12 protein-coding genes and 1 pseudogene are annotated in these 16,915 nt (G+C 65.1%); 9 read left to right on the forward strand and 4 right to left on the reverse strand.

Annotation, left to right across the window (positions count from 1 at the left end; genetic code table 11):
- The first annotated feature begins 14 nt into the window (after nt 1–14).
- A complete protein-coding gene (gene efp / locus U8L64_RS07745; protein ID WP_003289309.1) occupies nt 15–581 on the forward strand; it encodes an elongation factor P in 567 nt (188 codons plus the stop codon).
- Between the two features lie 98 nt (nt 582–679).
- Here efp and U8L64_RS07750 read toward each other — a convergent pair whose 3' ends face one another.
- The gene (locus U8L64_RS07750) at nt 680–2,029 is read right to left on the reverse strand and encodes a class II 3-deoxy-7-phosphoheptulonate synthase (protein WP_333395843.1); all 1,350 of its coding nucleotides are present in this window, start codon (nt 2,027–2,029) and stop codon (nt 680–682) included.
- A 113-nt stretch (nt 2,030–2,142) separates the two neighbouring features.
- On the opposite strand from U8L64_RS07750, the gene U8L64_RS07755 reads away from it, so the two are divergent.
- The 3 genes and pseudogenes from U8L64_RS07755 to U8L64_RS07765 all read left to right on the forward strand — a co-directional run bounded on the left by U8L64_RS07755 (nt 2,143) and on the right by U8L64_RS07765 (nt 7,217).
- Nucleotides 2,143–2,892 (forward strand): spermidine synthase, encoded by a 750-nt coding sequence (locus U8L64_RS07755; protein ID WP_043297278.1) that lies wholly within the window; start codon nt 2,143–2,145, stop codon nt 2,890–2,892.
- Between the two features lie 1,795 nt (nt 2,893–4,687).
- Nucleotides 4,688–5,206 (forward strand): annotated as a pseudogene (locus tag U8L64_RS20300) (methyl-accepting chemotaxis protein); the annotation flags it as partial.
- A gap of 340 nt (nt 5,207–5,546) precedes the next feature.
- Nucleotides 5,547–7,217 carry a DEAD/DEAH box helicase gene (locus tag U8L64_RS07765; protein WP_043297276.1) on the forward strand — a complete coding sequence of 557 codons (1,671 nt, stop codon included), beginning with the start codon at nt 5,547–5,549 and terminating at the stop codon, nt 7,215–7,217.
- A gap of 110 nt (nt 7,218–7,327) precedes the next feature.
- Here the strand turns inward: U8L64_RS07765 and xseA are convergent, their stop codons facing one another.
- A complete protein-coding gene (gene xseA, locus U8L64_RS07770) occupies nt 7,328–8,704 on the reverse strand; it encodes an exodeoxyribonuclease VII large subunit (RefSeq protein ID WP_156715000.1) in 1,377 nt (458 codons plus the stop codon).
- Nucleotides 8,705–8,821: 117 nt separating this feature from the next.
- Between xseA and U8L64_RS07775 the strand changes: the two genes are divergently transcribed.
- The 5 genes from U8L64_RS07775 (at nt 8,822) to tadA (ending at nt 14,642) form a co-directional block, all read left to right on the forward strand.
- On the forward strand, nt 8,822–9,373 hold the full coding sequence (locus tag U8L64_RS07775; protein WP_333395855.1) for a sugar ABC transporter ATPase: 552 nt from the start codon (nt 8,822–8,824) through the stop codon (nt 9,371–9,373).
- 126 nt (nt 9,374–9,499) lie between these two features.
- Nucleotides 9,500–10,969, forward strand: a complete 1,470-nt coding sequence (gene guaB, locus U8L64_RS07780) for an IMP dehydrogenase (protein WP_043297273.1) — start codon at nt 9,500–9,502, stop codon at nt 10,967–10,969.
- A 110-nt stretch (nt 10,970–11,079) separates the two neighbouring features.
- Nucleotides 11,080–12,660, forward strand: a complete 1,581-nt coding sequence (gene guaA, locus U8L64_RS07785) for a glutamine-hydrolyzing GMP synthase (RefSeq protein ID WP_043297272.1) — start codon at nt 11,080–11,082, stop codon at nt 12,658–12,660.
- Nucleotides 12,661–12,769: 109 nt separating this feature from the next.
- Nucleotides 12,770–14,140, forward strand: coding sequence for a multicopper oxidase family protein (locus tag U8L64_RS07790; protein ID WP_043297271.1), 1,371 nt, complete (start codon nt 12,770–12,772; stop codon nt 14,138–14,140).
- A 22-nt stretch (nt 14,141–14,162) separates the two neighbouring features.
- A complete protein-coding gene (gene tadA / locus U8L64_RS07795) occupies nt 14,163–14,642 on the forward strand; it encodes a tRNA adenosine(34) deaminase TadA (protein ID WP_043297270.1) in 480 nt (159 codons plus the stop codon).
- Between the two features lie 66 nt (nt 14,643–14,708).
- Here tadA and U8L64_RS07800 read toward each other — a convergent pair whose 3' ends face one another.
- Together U8L64_RS07800 and argF are read right to left on the reverse strand one after the other, a co-directional pair.
- Entirely contained in the window at nt 14,709–15,803 is a 1,095-nt protein-coding gene (locus U8L64_RS07800; protein WP_273525599.1) for an ABC transporter ATP-binding protein, read from the reverse strand.
- Nucleotides 15,800–16,720 (reverse strand): ornithine carbamoyltransferase, encoded by a 921-nt coding sequence (gene argF / locus U8L64_RS07805; RefSeq protein WP_008570414.1) that lies wholly within the window; start codon nt 16,718–16,720, stop codon nt 15,800–15,802. Before argF ends, U8L64_RS07800 begins: the two co-directional genes overlap by 4 nt.
- Between the last annotated feature and the right edge of the window lie 195 nt (nt 16,721–16,915).

The raw sequence follows: 16,915 nt of genomic DNA on the forward strand, positions 1-16,915 counted from the left end.
TATCGGATGTTCGTATGAAAACCGCACAAGAGTTCCGTGCCGGCCAGGTGGCCATCATCAACGGCGCACCCTGGGTCATCCAGAAAGCCGAGTTCAACAAGTCCGGCCGCAACAGTGCCGTGGTCAAGATGAAGCTGAAGAACCTGCTCAACGGTTCGGCGACCGAGACCGTATACAAGGCCGATGACAAGCTGGAGCCGGTAATTCTCGAGCGCAAGGAAGTGACCTACTCCTACTTCGCCGATCCTCTGTATGTCTTCATGGACGACGAGTTCAACCAGTACGAGATCGAGAAGGCCGACCTCGAAGGCGTCATGACCTTCATCGAAGACGGCATGACCGACGTCTGCGAAGCCGTGTTCTACAACGACAAGGTGATCTCGGTCGAACTGCCGACCACCATCGTTCGTGAAATCGTCTACACCGAGCCGTCGGTTCGTGGCGATACCTCCGGCAAGGTGATGAAGACTGCCCGTCTGAAGAACGGTGCCGAGCTGCAGGTTTCCGCCTTCTGCGAAATCGGCGACTCGATCGAGATCGATACCCGCACCGGCGAGTACAAGTCCCGCGTCAAGGCCTGATCGCCTCCTCGCGGACTCGCAACGAAAAGCCCGGCCAAGTGCCGGGCTTTGTCGTTTCTGCGGTCTGTCGGGCCGGAGCACCGATTGGGTTCGCGCGGTCAGTGCGGACGCAGCTGTTTCAGCGTCTCGGCAATCATGAACGCCATCTCCAGCGACTGGTCGGCATTCAGTCGCGGATCGCAGTGGGTGTGGTAACGGTCGCTGAGCCCGGCTTCGGTGATCGCGCGCGAGCCGCCGAGGCACTCGGTGACGTTCTGTCCGGTCATCTCGATGTGGATGCCGCCCGGGTAGCTGCCCTCGGCGCGATGCACGTCGAAGAACTGCCGAACCTCTGCCAGTACCCGCTCGAAATCGCGGGTCTTGTAGCCGCTTGAGGCCTTCATGGTGTTGCCGTGCATGGGGTCGCAGCTCCACAGCACCTGTCGTCCCTCTTGCTGCACGGCGCGGATCAGGCGCGGCAGGCCGGCTTCGACCTTGTCGGCGCCCATGCGCACGATGAGGTTGAGGCGGCCGGGGTCGTTCTGCGGGTTGAGGATATCGATCAGGCGGATCAGCTCTTCGCTGTCCATGCTCGGGCCGACCTTGACCCCGATCGGGTTGCCGACACCGCGCAGGAACTCCACATGCGCGCCGTCGAGCTGGCGGGTGCGGTCACCGATCCACAGCATGTGCGCCGAGCAGTCGTACCAGCCGCCGGTGAGGCTGTCCTGACGCACGAAGGCTTCCTCGTAGTTCAGCAGCAGCGCCTCGTGAGCAGTGAAGAAGCTGGTTTCGCGCAGTTGCGGGGCGTCGCTCAGGCCGCAGGCACGCATGAAGCGCAGCGTTTCATCGATGCGCGCACCGAGCTGGTGATACTTCTCGGCCAGCAGCGAGTTGGCGATGAAGTCCAGATTCCACTGGTGCACCTGATGCAGATCGGCGAAGCCACCCTGAGCGAAGGCGCGCAGCAGGTTGAGGCTGGCGGTGGATTGGTGGTAGGCCTGCAGCAGGCGCTCCGGGTCCGGCACGCGGCTCTTCTCGTCGAAGCCGATGCCGTTGACGATATCGCCGCGATAGGCCGGCAGCGTCACGCCGTCGATGGTTTCGTCGCCGGCCGAGCGCGGCTTGGCGAACTGCCCGGCCATGCGGCCGACTTTCACCACCGGGCAACCGGCAGCGAAGGTCATGACGATGGCCATCTGCAGCAGCACCTTGAAGGTGTCGCGGATCTTGGTGGCGGAGAACTCGGCGAAGCTCTCGGCACAATCGCCGCCCTGTAGAAGGAACGCACGACCCTGGGTGACTTCGGTGAACTGGCGTCGCAGTTCGCGCGCCTCGCCGGCGAACACCAGCGGCGGCAGACCGGCGAGGGTGCGCTCGACGCGGCCGAGGTGATCGGCATCGGGGTAATCGGGTTGTTGCTGAATCGGTTTGCTACGCCAGCTCGACGGGCTCCAGGCGGTGGTCATGGGTGGATATCCATTCGCGAAAAAGTGCGGCGATGTTACCGCAAGCGCTGGCCGATGACTGATAGCGACCATCAATCGGCTGCTAAGATGCGCGCCTTCCGCGGGAGAGCGCAATGCAAGACGAAGAACGGCTGCTGGCCGAGGTGCAGGATGATTTCGGCCTGATCCGGGTATACGAGGTCGGCGACTACCGCTTCCTCGAGTTCGGCGCGGCGGTCGAGCAGAGCTGCGTATTCACCCCCGATCCCAGCTGGCTGGAGTACGACTACACGCGTGCCATGCTGATCGGCGCGTTGTGTCATCCGGCGCCGGAAACCGCGCTGTTTCTCGGTCTGGGCGCCGGAACGCTGACCCAGGCCTGCCTGGAGTTCCTGCCGCTGGAGGATGTCGAGGCCATCGAGCTGCGCCCGGCGGTGCCGGAGCTGGCGATGCGTTATCTCGGCCTGCGCAACGATTCGCGGCTGTACATCCGTGTCGGCGATGCGGTCGAGCTGCTGGAAACGGCGGAAAGTGCCGATCTGATCTTCGTCGACCTGTATACCGATGTCGGCCCGGCGGCGGCGCACCTGGCGTGGAATTTTCTGCGCCAGTGCCAGCAGAAGCTCGCCCCCGGCGGTTGGCTGATCATCAACCAGTGGGGCACCGATGAGGGCAAACCGCTGGGTGCGGCGCTGCTGCGCGGTCTGTTTCATCGGCACTACTGGGAGTGCTCGGTAAAGGAGGGCAACGTGGTTCTGCTGGTGCCGGCCGATCTGGAGCAGACACTGGATTTCGCCGGTTTGCGCGAGCGTGCCGCCGCGCTCGAGCCGCGCCTGGGCTACTCGCTCGACTCCCTCATCGCGGCGTTGCGCCCGGCAAGCTGAGTGCTCCCTGGTGGTGCGTCGGTCGCGGCGTTTGCGTTGTGCATGCTTTCTTTGTGTGCGCGACTATCCGTTTCACGGCTGAAACCCGCGTGCTTGAGCTGGTCCGGTAATTGCACTTTGCCAGTGCATATCTGCCAGCAAGGAGCCAGCCGTGAGCAACCTTCAAAGTCCTCTGATGCAATTGTCCGCCCGCGAACGCCGTTGGCTGCCCTGGCTGGGCGGCACGGGCAAGCTGGCCATGGGCTGGTCGTGCTGGCTCAATCGCCACAGCGTGGCGACAGTGGAAGAGGTGTTCGAGGGCGTCGCTCAGTCGCGGGCGCGGGTGTTGCAGAGCTGGGTGGCGACGCTCTGGGATCAGTTGAGCGATGCGGCCGGCGCACTCGGCGCGGATCCGCTGCGCGCCGATACCGCATTGCTCGAAGCCAAGCGCGCGCAGATGGTCGATCTCTCCGAGTTGTTCGTGATCGACCTGCAGGGTCGGGTGGTTGCCTCGACCTGCGGTGCTCACGTCGGTCAGCAGGACCTGGACAGTCGCGCTGTCGCCGAGGGTCTGCGCCAGCCGTTTCTGCATGGGCCATACACGGACGCGCTGACGCTGCGCCTTGGCCCGACCAGTTCACGCTTCCACGACGCCGTGACGCTGATGTTCTATCAGCCGCTGACGGTTGCCGGAAAAACCGTTGGCAGTCTGTGCGCGCGTGTTCCCAACGATGTACTGGGCGATCTGATCCAGCGCGAAGCCGGGCACATTTACCCGGAGTCCGGCGACAACTACCTGTTCATGGTCCAGTCGCGCTTCGATGAGCGCATCCAGCCCGGCACGGCGTTGTCGCGCTCGCGCTTCGAGGATGCCACCTTCAGTCATGGCGATAACCTCAAGGGCGGCATCTGCACCGCCTGGGGCACGGTGCAGGTACGCTCGCACACCGAGCTGGAGCTGCGCTTCACCGACCCGGCCACCGGCCAGCTGCATCCAGGCGTGCGGGAAACCATCGCCAAGGGCGCCAACCTGTTTGTCACCTATCCGGGGTACGCCGATTACCGCCATGTACCGGTGATCGGCAAAGGCATGACCTTCCAGTTGCAGGGCTCGCCGGATCGCTGGGGCATGATGTGCGAAGCCGATCTGGAAGAGGTCTACCGCCGCCGCTCGCTGAGTTTCGGGCTGATGAATACCTACCTGTCCACCGTGACCACGCTGTTCGCCGTCGGCGGCTTGCTGCAGGCATTCAGCGGCCTGTCGCCCAGTGCGCTCTATCTGCTCAACGGTCTGTTGCTGTTGCTCGGCGCCTGGATATTCGCCGCGTTCGGCCCGCGTCGACTGGCTGCGCGGATGCAGCAGATGACCGATGTGATCCGTACCCTGGCCGAGGGCGAAGGCAACCTGCGCCAGCGCATCGACACGGCGCAGATGCCACGCGATGAAAGCGGCGACATGGCGCGCTGGATCAACAGCTTCATCGACAGCCTGGATGGCGTGGTCGGCCAGGTCATTCAGGTATCCATGCATGTGCGCCATGACAACGAGCTGATGTTGGCGCGCAGCAGTGAGGCGGGGCAGACGACCAGCGGTGTCGCCGAGTCCGTCCATCAGCTGTTGCTGCTGGTGGAAGAGCAGCTGGGCGAGATCCAGCAGGCCTCCATGACGGCCGAGCAGATGAAGACGGCTATGGACGAGGTAGTCAGCCGTGCCCGCGAGCGTTTCGAGCGGGTGCGCTTCGGCACCGAATCGATCCGCGACGTGGTGCAGCGTTCCGCGCAGAGTGTGCAGCTGCTCGACAGCCGCATGGGGGAGATCGACGCGATCGTTTCTTTGATCAGTGACATCACCACGCAGACCAACCTGCTGGCGCTGAATGCGGCCATCGAGGCGGCGCGCGCCGGCGAGCACGGCCGGGGCTTCGCCGTGGTGGCCGGTGAGGTGCGCTCGCTGGCGCAGCGTACCGCCAGGGCCGCGCAAGACATCCGCGCGCAGGTGGAAAGCCTGCAGCAGGAGACTCGCCAGGCGGTTGCCTTCATGGAGGGCGGCGTGCAGGACGTCGACAGCAGTCTGCGTCTGACCGAGCAGGCCACTTCCGAGAATGTGCACCTGCACCAGACCGTCGAGCGCATGTTCGAGATCATCAAGGGGCTCAACGAGCGCAGCCTGCATTACGGTCAGACCATCCGCGGCGTCGACCAGGCCTCCAGCGAAATGGGTCTGACCTTCGGCGTGCTGCAGGACAGCGCGGCGCGCGTGCGCCAGACCGCCGGCAAGTTGCATCAGCTGGTCGGGCGTTTCCGCGTCAGCGCCGCCAACAGTGAGGCGGCCTGAGCCACGCGCCGCGAGCGAATCCGGGGCATGGCTGGCTGACGTCGCCGTGCCCAACCCTCGCCCTGCAATCGCCCATCGTGGATACCTATGCAAAATACGCGCACAGGTTCAGCTAATTCCGGTATAGTACGCGCCGGCTGAAACCCAGCCTGCGTTCAGGTACCGCAACACACGAAGCGCTGCTTCGGCTGCTGTCCGCTTCGAGCGGACTATCCTTGACGATTCATCATTCATACGTTTTCGCAACCCCGCCGACCAGGCTGCCAGGGTGACCTTCGGGTTTTGCACGGCATGCGCAGCTTCGGAACATGGGTCTTGCGGAGCATCAGAGACAAGACCCATGACCCAGGAAATCGGCGGCTTTGCCGCACTCGGTATTCATTCCGCTGTTCTGGCTGCCATCAGCGCAGTCGGCTACGAAGAACCTTCCCCCATTCAGGCCCAGGCGATCCCGGTGATCCTCGGTGGCCACGACATGATCGGCCAGGCGCAGACCGGCACCGGCAAGACCGCGGCCTTTGCGCTGCCGATCCTGTCGAAGATCGATCCGGCCAAGCGCGAGCCGCAGGCGCTGATCCTCGCGCCGACCCGCGAACTGGCGCTGCAGGTCGCCACCGCGTTCGAGACCTATTCCAAGCAGATGCCCGGTGTTGGCGTCGTCGCCGTCTACGGTGGTGCCCCGATGGGCCCGCAGCTCAAGGCCATCCGCCAGGGCGCGCAGGTCATCGTCGCCACTCCAGGCCGCCTGGTCGACCACCTGAGCCGTAACAGCGAGCTGCTGTCGACCATCCGCTTCCTGGTCCTCGACGAAGCCGACGAGATGCTCAAGCTCGGCTTCATGGACGATCTGGAAGTGATCTTCGAAGCCATGCCGGAAAGCCGCCAGAGCGTGCTGTTCTCCGCCACGCTGCCGCATTCCATCCGCGCCATCGCCGAGAAGCACCTGCGCGAGCCGCAGCACATCAAGATCGCCGCCAAGACCCAGACCGTCGCCCGCATCGAGCAGGCGCACCTGATGGTCCACGCCGACCAGAAGATCCAGGCCGTGCTGCGCCTGCTGGAAGTCGAGGATTTCGACGCGCTGATCGCTTTCGTGCGCACCAAGCAGGCCACTCTGGATCTGGCCGCCGCGCTGGAAGCCAAGGGCTACAAGGCCGCCGCGCTGAATGGGGACATCGCCCAGAACCAGCGTGAGCGCGTTATCGAATCGCTCAAGGATGGCCGTCTGGACATCGTCGTGGCTACCGACGTCGCCGCCCGTGGCCTGGATGTGGCGCGCATCACCCATGTGTTCAACGTGGACATGCCCTACGATCCGGAATCCTACGTGCACCGTATCGGTCGTACCGGCCGTGCCGGTCGCGAAGGCCGCGCGCTGCTGCTGGTCACTCCGCGTGAGCGCCGCATGCTGCAGGTTATCGAGCGCGTAACCAACCAGAAGGTCGCCGAGGCTCGTCTGCCCAACGCCCAGCAGGTGTTGGACGCGCGCATCAAGAAGCTCACCAACAGCCTCGCGCCGCTGGTCGCCGATGCAGAAGCCACGCATGGCGAACTGCTCGACAAGCTGGTCGCCGATATAGGCTGCAGCCCGCGTGCCCTCGCCGCTGCGCTGCTGCGCAAGGCCACCAATGGCCAGGCGCTGACGCTGGCCGAAGTGGAAAAAGAGCAGCCGCTGGTGCCGGGTAGTGGCCCGCGTGAGCGTTCCGAGCGCCCCGACCGTCCTGAGCGTAGTGGTGATCGCGAGCGTCGCGCGCCAATGCCGCTGGCCGAAGGCCGCGCGCGTTGCCGCACGCCGCTGGGTGCGCGTGACGGCATCGCTGCGCGCAACCTGCTCGGTGCGATCCTCAACGAGGGCGGCCTGGCCCGCGAAGCCATCGGTCGCATCCAGGTGCGCGACAGCTTCAGCCTGGTCGAACTGCCGGAAGAAGGTCTCGAGCGCCTGCTCGGCAAGCTCAAGGACACCCGCGTGGGTGGCAAGCAGCTCAAGCTGCGTCGCTATCGCGAAGACTGAGCAGCAGAAAAGCGCACAGGGGCATAAACCGCCCCGAAGCTTCGATCAGAGCCAGCCGCAAGGCTGGCTTTTTCGTTTCAGGCGGCGCGGGCTTGGGTCGGCTGGCGCGTTCAGAGCAGCGGCAGCGTCACCGGTTCCAGATGGTTGTCTTCCACGCGTACCGCCAGTTCGCCTTCGCCCAGTTTCGCCTTCAGGCGCTGGCCGGCGTGGGTCTGGCTGGCGCTGCGAATCGCCTGGCCGCGCTCGTCGAGCAGGATGCTGTAGCCGCGGCCGAGGGTGGCCAGCGGGCTGACGATCTGCAGTGTCTGCGCCAAGCCCTGCAGCTGTTGGCGCCGGGCCTTCATGCCCGACTGCATGGCGCGCGGCAGGCGGCCGGACAGGTGTTCGAGACGCTGGCGCAGCAGGTGCAGCGTGCGCCCGGGATGCTGCGCGGCGAGGCGGGTTTCCAGGCGCGCCAGGCGCTCCTGACCGCCGCACAGGCGACGGTCGACGGCGCGCAGCAGGCGTTGTTCGAGGTCGTCGATGCGCTGGGCCTGCTGCTGCAGGCGTTCGCCCGGATGGCGCAGGCGCCGAGTCAGACTCTCCAGGCGCATGGCGTCACGGTGCAGGCGGTCGCGCATGCGCAGCAGCAGTCGCTGATGCAGACCGCTCAGGCGCTGCTGCAGGTCGGCGCTGCTCGGCGCCAGCAGCTCGGCCGCTGCCGAAGGCGTGGGGGCGCGTACGTCAGCGACGAAGTCGGCGATCGATACGTCGGTTTCATGTCCCACGGCGCTGACGATTGGCGTCACGCAGGCGTCCACCGCGCGCGCCACGGCTTCTTCGTTGAAGCACCAGAGGTCTTCCAGCGAGCCGCCGCCACGCGCCAGGATCAGCGCGTCGAAACCTTGCGCATCGGCCAGTTGCAGCGCCCGAACGATCTGTCCGGTGGCTTCGCGGCCCTGCACGGCGGTCGGAATCAGCGTCAGTTCGACCTGCGGCGCGCGGCGTTTGAACACCGAGATGATGTCGCGGATCACCGCGCCGGTCGGCGAGCTGACGATACCGATGCGTCGCGGGTGTGCGGGCAGTGTGGCCTTGCGTTCCGCGGCGAACAGGCCTTCGCCGGCGAGCTTGTCCTTCAGCGCCTCGAAGGCCAGGCGCAGCGCACCGTCGCCGGCCGGCTCCAGCGTGTCGAGAATCAGCTGGTAGTCGCCGCGCCCTTCGAACAAGGAGACCTTGCCGCGCACGCGCACCGCCAGGCCATCGCGCAGGGCTTGGCGAACCCGCGCGGCGTTCTGGCGGAACAACGCGCAACGTACCTGGGCGTTCTTGTCCTTGAGGGTGAAATAGATGTGGCCGGAAGCCGGGCGGGCGAGGTTGGAAATCTCGCCTTCGACCCAGACCTGCGCAAACACATCCTCCAGCAGCAGCCGAGCGCGGCCATTGAGCTGGCTGACGGTGAGGACTTCGCGATCGAGATTGAGGCGTTCGAAGGGATCTTTGAGCATGGCGGGATGATACGGGAAAACGCCCGGAGCAGCCGCCCCTGCGACCAGTTGCGATTGACCTGAGCGATCCGCGCATTAAGCTGCCCGGCCGTCCATTGCCTTCCGACCGAGCCCTTCATGAGTCATAGCCAAGCCATCGTCGTGCCGCGCATTTCCAGCTTTCCCGCGCATGAGGGCCGCGCGCGGATGATCCTGCGCTGGTTGGCCGAGCGGCGCATCGTCGAGGCGCTGCCGACCACCTGCGGCCGCGGTACCCATGGGATGGCCTATGCGATTGCGCCGGGCGCGCGCAGCGTCGTGCTGCACCCGGAGAGGCTACCGTTCGGTGAGGCCGTCAATGGTCTGGAGGTGGTGACCAAACGCTGCATTTACACGCCGACCCGCGATTTCGCCGAGGAAGCCGGCTGCCCGGAATGCCGTCGGGAGATCGGCGAGGCTCTGTTCGAGAGCCTCGATGAGTGGATGCCCGGGCAAACAGATAATTTCACCTGCCCCGAATGCGGCTTCGAGGATGACATCAACGGCTTCCTGTTCATTCCGGCATGTGCATTCTCCAACCTGGGATTCATTTTCAATGGCTGGGGCGAGGCCGGGTTTCGTCAGGGATTCCTCGAAGAGTTCGGCGAGCGGCTTGGGTTCCAGGTGGCGCTGATTGTCGAACAGGCCTGACCGGTTGGTCACTTCGTCGATGCGGCGCGCCGTAACGTGCGCAGCAGGCCGCACAACCACGTTGAGCGCGAGAGGGTGCGTGGGTATAATGCCGCGCTTCCTTTTTCCCGCCTGGGAGCCCCCGCCATGCTGCGTATCAGCCAAGAAGCCCTGACTTTCGATGATGTTCTCCTGATCCCGGGATATTCCGAGGTTCTGCCGAAGGATGTCAGCCTGAAGACCCGTCTGACCCGCGAAATCGAGCTGAACATTCCGCTGGTTTCCGCAGCGATGGATACCGTCACCGAGGCCCGCCTGGCCATCGCGATGGCGCAGGAAGGCGGCATCGGCATCATCCACAAGAACATGAGCATCGAGCAGCAGGCTGCCGAGGTGCGCAAGGTCAAGCGCCACGAGACGGCCATCGTGCATGACCCGGTCACCGTGACGCCGGAAACCAAGATCAGCGAGCTGCAGCGCAAGGCGCATGAGCTGGGCTTCTCCGGTTTCCCAGTGGTGTCGGGTAAGGAGCTGGTAGGCATCGTCACCGGGCGCGACCTGCGCTTCACGCCGAACGCCGGTGATTCCGTCGCGGCGATCATGACTCCCAAGGACAAGCTGGTCACCGTGCTCGAAGGCACCGGTCTGGAAGTGATCAAGACCAAGCTCTACGAGCATCGCATCGAGAAGATGCTGGTGGTCGACGGCAACTTCAATCTGCGTGGCCTGGTGACCTTCCGTGACATCGAGAAGGCCAAGACCTATCCGCTGGCGTCCAAGGACGGCCAGGGCCGTCTGCGCGTTGGCGCAGCGGTCGGCACCGGCGCCGACACTGCCGAGCGCGTCGAAGCGCTGGCCGCCGCTGGCGTCGACGTGGTGGTGGTGGATACCGCCCACGGACACTCCAAGGGCGTGCTCGACCGCGTGCGTTGGGTGAAGGACAACTTCCCGCAGGTGCAGGTGATCGGCGGCAACATCGCCACCGCCGAAGCGGCTCTGGACCTGGTCAAGGCCGGCGCCGATGCGGTCAAGGTCGGTATCGGCCCGGGCTCGATCTGCACCACGCGCATCGTCGCCGGCGTCGGCGTGCCGCAGATTTCCGCCATCGCCAATGTCTCCGCCGCGCTGGAAGGCACCGGCGTGCCGATGATCGCCGACGGCGGCATCCGTTTCTCCGGTGACCTGTCCAAGGCCATCGTTGCCGGCGCCAACGCGGTGATGATGGGCTCGATGTTTGCCGGTACCGAAGAGGCGCCGGGCGAGGTCGAGCTGTTCCAGGGTCGCTCCTACAAGGCCTACCGCGGCATGGGCTCGCTGGGCGCCATGGCGCAGGCGCAGGGTTCCTCGGATCGTTACTTCCAGGACTCCTCCGCGGGTGCGGAGAAGCTGGTGCCGGAAGGTATCGAGGGCCGCGTGCCATACAAGGGCGCGCTGGCCGCGATCATCCATCAGCTGATGGGTGGCCTGCGCGCTTCCATGGGCTACACCGGCAGCGCCACCATCGACGACATGCGCAGCAAGCCGCAGTTCGTCCGCATCACCGGTGCCGGCATGGCCGAGTCGCATGTGCATGATGTGCAGATCACCAAGGAAGCCCCGAATTACCGAGTGGGTTGATCCGCTCAGCTAGACAGGCGCCGGAAGCTGGCAGCGGGAGCCGGGAGAAATCCTGGCTGCGGCTTCCAGCTTCCGGCTTTCAGCTTCAGGCTCTTTCCGAAGGAAAGCTCATGGCTCACCAAGACATTCACGCCCACCGCATCCTGATCCTCGACTTCGGTTCCCAGTACACCCAGCTGATCGCCCGCCGCGTGCGCGAGATCGGTGTGTACTGCGAGCTGCATCCGTGGGACATGAGCGAGGACGACATCCGCGCCTTCGCGCCGCGCGGCATCATCCTTGCCGGTGGTCCCGAGTCCGTGCACGAAGAGGGCAGCCCGCGTGCGCCACAGGCGGTGTTCGAACTCGGCGTGCCGCTGTTCGGCATCTGTTACGGCATGCAGACCATGTCCGAGCAGCTGGGCGGCAAGGTGCAGGGCTCTGACGTGCGTGAGTTCGGCTATGCGCGGGTCGATCTGGTCGGCAAATCGCAGCTGTTCGACGGCATCGAAGACCACATGGATGACGACGGCGTGTTCGGCCTCGACGTGTGGATGAGCCACGGTGACAAGGTCACTGAGATTCCGTCCGGTTTCCATATCATCGCCAGCACGCCGAGCTGCCCGATCGCTGCCATCGGTGACGAGAGCCGTCATTACTACGGCGTGCAGTTCCATCCGGAAGTGACCCATACCCGTCAGGGGGGGCGCATTCTGTCGCGCTTCATTCTGGAAATCTGTGGCTGCGAGGCGCTGTGGACGCCGTCCAACATCGTCGAAGACGCCATCGCCCAGGTGCGTGCCCAGGTTGGCAATGCCAACGTACTGCTCGGCCTATCCGGTGGCGTCGATTCCTCGGTCGTTGCCGCGCTGCTGCACCGCGCCATCGGCGACCAGCTGACCTGCGTATTCGTCGACAACGGCCTGCTGCGCTTGCACGAGGGCGATCAGGTAATGGCCATGTTCGCCGAGAACATGGGCGTCAAGGTAATCCGTGCCGATGCCGAGGCGCAGTTCCTGGCCAACCTCGAAGGCGAGGCGGACCCGGAGAAGAAGCGCAAGATCATCGGCCGCACTTTCATCGATGTGTTCGATGCCGAGGCCAGCAAGCTGGACAACATCCAGTTCCTTGCACAGGGCACCATCTACCCGGACGTGATCGAGTCGGCCGGTGCCAAGAGCGGCAAGGCCCATGTGATCAAGTCGCACCACAACGTCGGCGGCCTGCCGGAAGAGATGAATCTCAAGCTGGTCGAGCCGCTGCGCGAGCTGTTCAAGGACGAGGTGCGCAAGATCGGTCTCGAACTCGGCCTGCCGTACGACATGGTCTACCGTCACCCCTTCCCGGGCCCGGGGCTGGGCGTGCGCATCCTCGGCGAGGTGAAAAAGGAGTACGCCGACCTGCTGCGTCGTGCCGACCATATCTTCATCGAGGAACTGCGCAACTTCGACTGGTACCACAAGACCAGCCAGGCCTTCGTGGTATTCCAGCCGGTGAAATCGGTCGGTGTGGTCGGCGACGGTCGCCGCTACGCCTGGGTCGTCGCGCTGCGCGCCGTGGAAACCATCGACTTCATGACCGCACGCTGGGCGCACCTGCCTTACGAGCTGCTGGAGAAGGTTTCCAACCGCATTATCAACGAAATCGAAGGCATCTCGCGTGTCACCTACGACGTGTCGAGCAAGCCGCCGGCGACCATCGAGTGGGAATGATCTGAAGCATGAGGGCAGCCCAGGCTGCCCTCATGCTGTGCGCAGCTTCCGCAGAGAGGCGCGTCGAGCCTGATGGGCCCATGAATTCGCACTGGCTGGAGCCCATGCAATGTCCTTTACCCGTAGACAGATTCTCGCCGGCCTGGCCGGCCTCGGTGTGGTCGGCCTGGCCGCCAATGGCGCGCGCTATTGGCTTGGCCGCCCGGCCGATGTCACCACGCACGACTACGAGCTGATCGCCGCGCCGCTGGATGTCGAACTGGTGCCCGGGCATGCCACGCCCGCCTGGGCCTACGGCGGCCAGGCGCCGGGCCTGGAGCTGCGCGGCCGCCAGGGCGACTGGTTGCGGGTGCGCTTCATCAATCACCTGCCGCAGCCCACCACCATCCACTGGCACGGCATCCGCCTGCCGCTGGAGATGGACGGCGTGCCCTACGTGTCGCAGCTGCCGGTGTTGCCCGGCGAGTTTTTCGACTATCGCTTCCAGCTGCACGATGCCGGCAGCTTCTGGTATCACCCGCACACCACCAGCAGCGAGCAACTCGGGCGTGGACTGGTCGGCCCGCTGATCGTCGAGGAGCGCGAGCCGAGTGGTTTTCGCCACGAACGCACGCTGAGCCTGAAGAGCTGGCACGTCGACAAGCAGGGCGCATTCACCGAGTTCAGCGTGCCGCGCGAGGCGGCCCGCGGTGGTACGCCCGGTGTGCTGTCGACGGTGAACGGCCGTCACGCCCCGGTACTCGATCTGCCGGCCGGGCAGGTCGTGCGACTGCGCGTGCTGAACCTCGACAACACCCTGACCTATCGATTGAATCTGCCGAACGGCGAGGCGCGCATCTATGCGCTGGACGGCCATCCGATCACGCCTCGGCCGCTGGGCAAGGAATACTGGCTCGGCCCTGGCATGCGCATCGACTTGGCGCTGCGCGTGCCGGCGGCGGGTACGCAGTTGTCGCTACGCAACGGGCCCTTGCGTCTGGCGACGCTGCGCGCGGTCGCCCACGCCGAGGCGAGCGGCGACTGGCCGCCGGCGCTGCCGGCCAATCCGCTGTCGGAGCCGGAGTTGCAGCGGGCCGAGACGCTGCGCTTCAACTTCGAGTGGGCCGGCAACCTGTCGGCCGATGCCGAGCAGGGCGGCGCCTACACGTTCTGGCAGATCAATGGCCAGGCATGGGACATCAATGACAAAAGTTGTGCCGAGCGGCCGATCGCGACGCTCAAACGCAACGGTCACTACATCTTCGAGCTGCGCAACCTCAGCCAATACCAGCATCCGATTCATCTGCACGGGATGGCCTTCAAGGTGCTTTCCTCGAATCGCCGGAAGATCGATCCCTGGTTCACCGACACGTTCCTGCTCGGCCGCAACGAAACGGCTCGCATCGCGTTGGTGGCGGATAATCCGGGCGTGTGGATGTTCCACTGCCATGTCATCGACCACATGGAAACCGGGCTGATGGCCGCGATCGAAGTGGTTTAGTCCAGCGCACGGTTCTCACCTCATGAAGAAAACGCCAATCATCGATCGCAGCCAGGACGCGCATTTCATGCGCGAGGCGCTGGCGCTGGCAGAACAGGGCGCGGCGCTGGGCGAGGTGCCGGTGGGTGCCGTGCTGGTGCAGGACGGACAGATCATCGGGCGTGGCTTCAACTGCCCGATCTCCCGCCATGATCCCAGCGCCCACGCTGAGATGGTCGCCATCCGCGATGCCGCGCAGGCCGTGGCGAACTACCGGCTGCCGGGCAGCACGCTGTACGTGACGCTGGAGCCGTGCAGCATGTGCGCCGGGCTGATCGTGCACGCGCGCATTCAGCGCGTGGTGTACGGCGCCACCGAGCCGAAGGCCGGCGTGGTGGTTAGTCGCGGGCAGTTCTTCGCGCAAGAATTTCTCAACCACCGGGTGCTGGTCGAGGGCGGCGTGCTGGCGCAGGAATGCGGCGAAATGCTGCGCGAATTCTTTCGCCTGCGCCGGCAGAAGTGATGCCCGGTGGTCGCGCGGACCGCTGAGCCGATTCCTCAGTCGTCGCGGTATCGGTAAGCCGTAGGCCTAGAGCGGCGCTGCGGCGAAGGGCAGGGTCTCCCGGGCGTCGATGCTGCCCTGGGCAGGAAACACCACCAGGTGGTCGGCGGCGATGGCGATGCCGACTTCCTGGCCGGTGAGGTAGTCATCGTGACTGGCGAAGATGGTCACCAACTGGTTACCGGTCGGCAGCTGCAGGCGATAGAGCGTCGAGGCGCCGAGGAACGTCTTACCGATGATTTGCGCGCGTAGCGGGCTGTTCGGGCTGTAGACGATGTCGTCCGGACGCAGCAGTACGTCCACCGAGCTGCCGGCTGGCCAGGTATAGGCACGGTTACCGTGAATCACGCCAAGTTCGGTTTGCACCGTTTCCGGGTCGATCAGCTGACCGCGAATGAAATACCCCTGGCCGATGAAACTGGCGACGAAAGGTGTGAGCGGCTCGTGGTAGAGGTTGAAGGGGGTGTCCCATTGTTCCAGCCGACCGTCATGGAAGACGCCGACCTGATCGCTGACGGCGAACGCTTCTTCCTGGTCGTGGGTCACGAGGATCGCGCTGGTGCCACGTGCCTTGAGGATGTCGCGCACTTCGTGGCTGAGGCGTCGGCGCAACTCGACATCGAGGTTGGAAAACGGCTCGTCAAGCAGCAGCAATTCAGGTTCCGGCGCCAGGGCGCGGGCCAGGGCGACGCGCTGCTGCTGGCCGCCGGAGAGTTCGTGCGGATAGCGCCGGCCAAGCGTGGAAAGGTGCACCAGTTCGAGCATTTCTTCGACGATACGCTGGCGTTCCGGGTGTTTGCGGATGCCAAAGGCGATGTTCTCGGCGACCGTCAGGTGCGGGAACAGCGCATAGTCCTGGAAGACCATGCCGATCCGGCGCTTCTCCGGGGCGAGGGTGAAGCCGGCGCGGGAGATGACCGTCTCGCCCAGTCGGATCTCACCCTGGTGGACCGGCTCGAAACCGGCGATGGCACGCAGGGTGGTGGTCTTGCCACAGCCGGAAGGGCCGAGCAGGCAGCCGATGTCGCCGCGATTCAGGTGCAGGTTGAGGTTCTGCACGACGCGCTGCGCACCATAGCCGCAGGCCAGGTCGCGCAGGAGCAACAGCGGCTCGTGCCTCATGCGTGGCGATAAGCCGGTTCGACGAGGAATTCGAGCAGGGCCTTCTGCGCGTGCAGGCGGTTCTCTGCCTGATCCCAGGCGACCGAGCGCGGATCGTCGAGTAGATCCTGGCTGATTTCCTCGCCACGGTGTGCCGGCAGGCAGTGCATGAACAGCACATCGGCCGCCGCGCAGTCGAGCAGGGCGCGATCGACCTGGTAGGGGCGGAAGGTGGCGAGGCGGGCCTCAGCCTCGTCTTCCTGACCCATCGAGGCCCAGACGTCGGTGCTGATCAGATGCGCACCGGCCGCCGCTTCGCGCGGGTCGCGGGTAATGCGGACACGCTCGCCGGCCTGCGCAAGCAACGCCGCATCCGGCTCGTAACCCTGCGGGCAGGCGATGTTGAGCTGGAAGTCGAACTGGATCGCCGCCTCTATATAGGTGTTGCACATGTTGTTGCCGTCACCGATCCAGGCTGCCGTCTTGCCGGCGATGCTGCCGCGGTGCTCGTGGAAGGTCTGCATGTCGGCCAGCAGCTGGCACGGATGCAGGTCGTCGGACAGGCCGTTGATGACCGGGACGCGCGAGTGCGCGGCGAAATCGGTCAGGGTCGAGTGAGCGAAGGTGCGGATCATCACGGCGTCGAGCATGCGCGACATGACGATTGCCGAGTCGCCGATCGGCTCTCCGCGGCCAAGCTGGGTATCGCGCGGGGAGAGAAAAATCGCCTGGCCACCGAGCTGGATCATGCCCGCCTCGAACGACAACCGGGTACGGGTCGAGGCCTTCTCGAAGATCATGCCCAGCACGCGGTTCTTCAATGGCTCGAACAGCACGCCGCGTTCGCGCAGTTCCTTCAGCTCGATGCCGCGGCGTACCAGGCTGTTCAGCTCCTGGGGCGTGCAGTCCATCAACGAGAGAAAGTGCCGTGCGCTCATATCAACTACCTTGCATGTCGCAGACCGTGATCCGTGGCTTTTTCCAGGGAAAACGGGGACCGACGACAGGAGTCGCACGGTGACGCGACGAAACGGGGAAGGCGCGATCTTATCCACAAATCGCGGACTGGCGCAAATTCGCCGCCAGGCGGCTGGAGCGCCGCCGCTGTGCCGCTCGGCCTGCTGGAGCGGCCT

It is taken from the genome of Pseudomonas sp. FIP_A4 (assembly GCF_036701605.1).
In the GTDB taxonomy this organism is placed as follows: Bacteria; Pseudomonadota; Gammaproteobacteria; order Pseudomonadales; family Pseudomonadaceae; genus Stutzerimonas; species Stutzerimonas phenolilytica.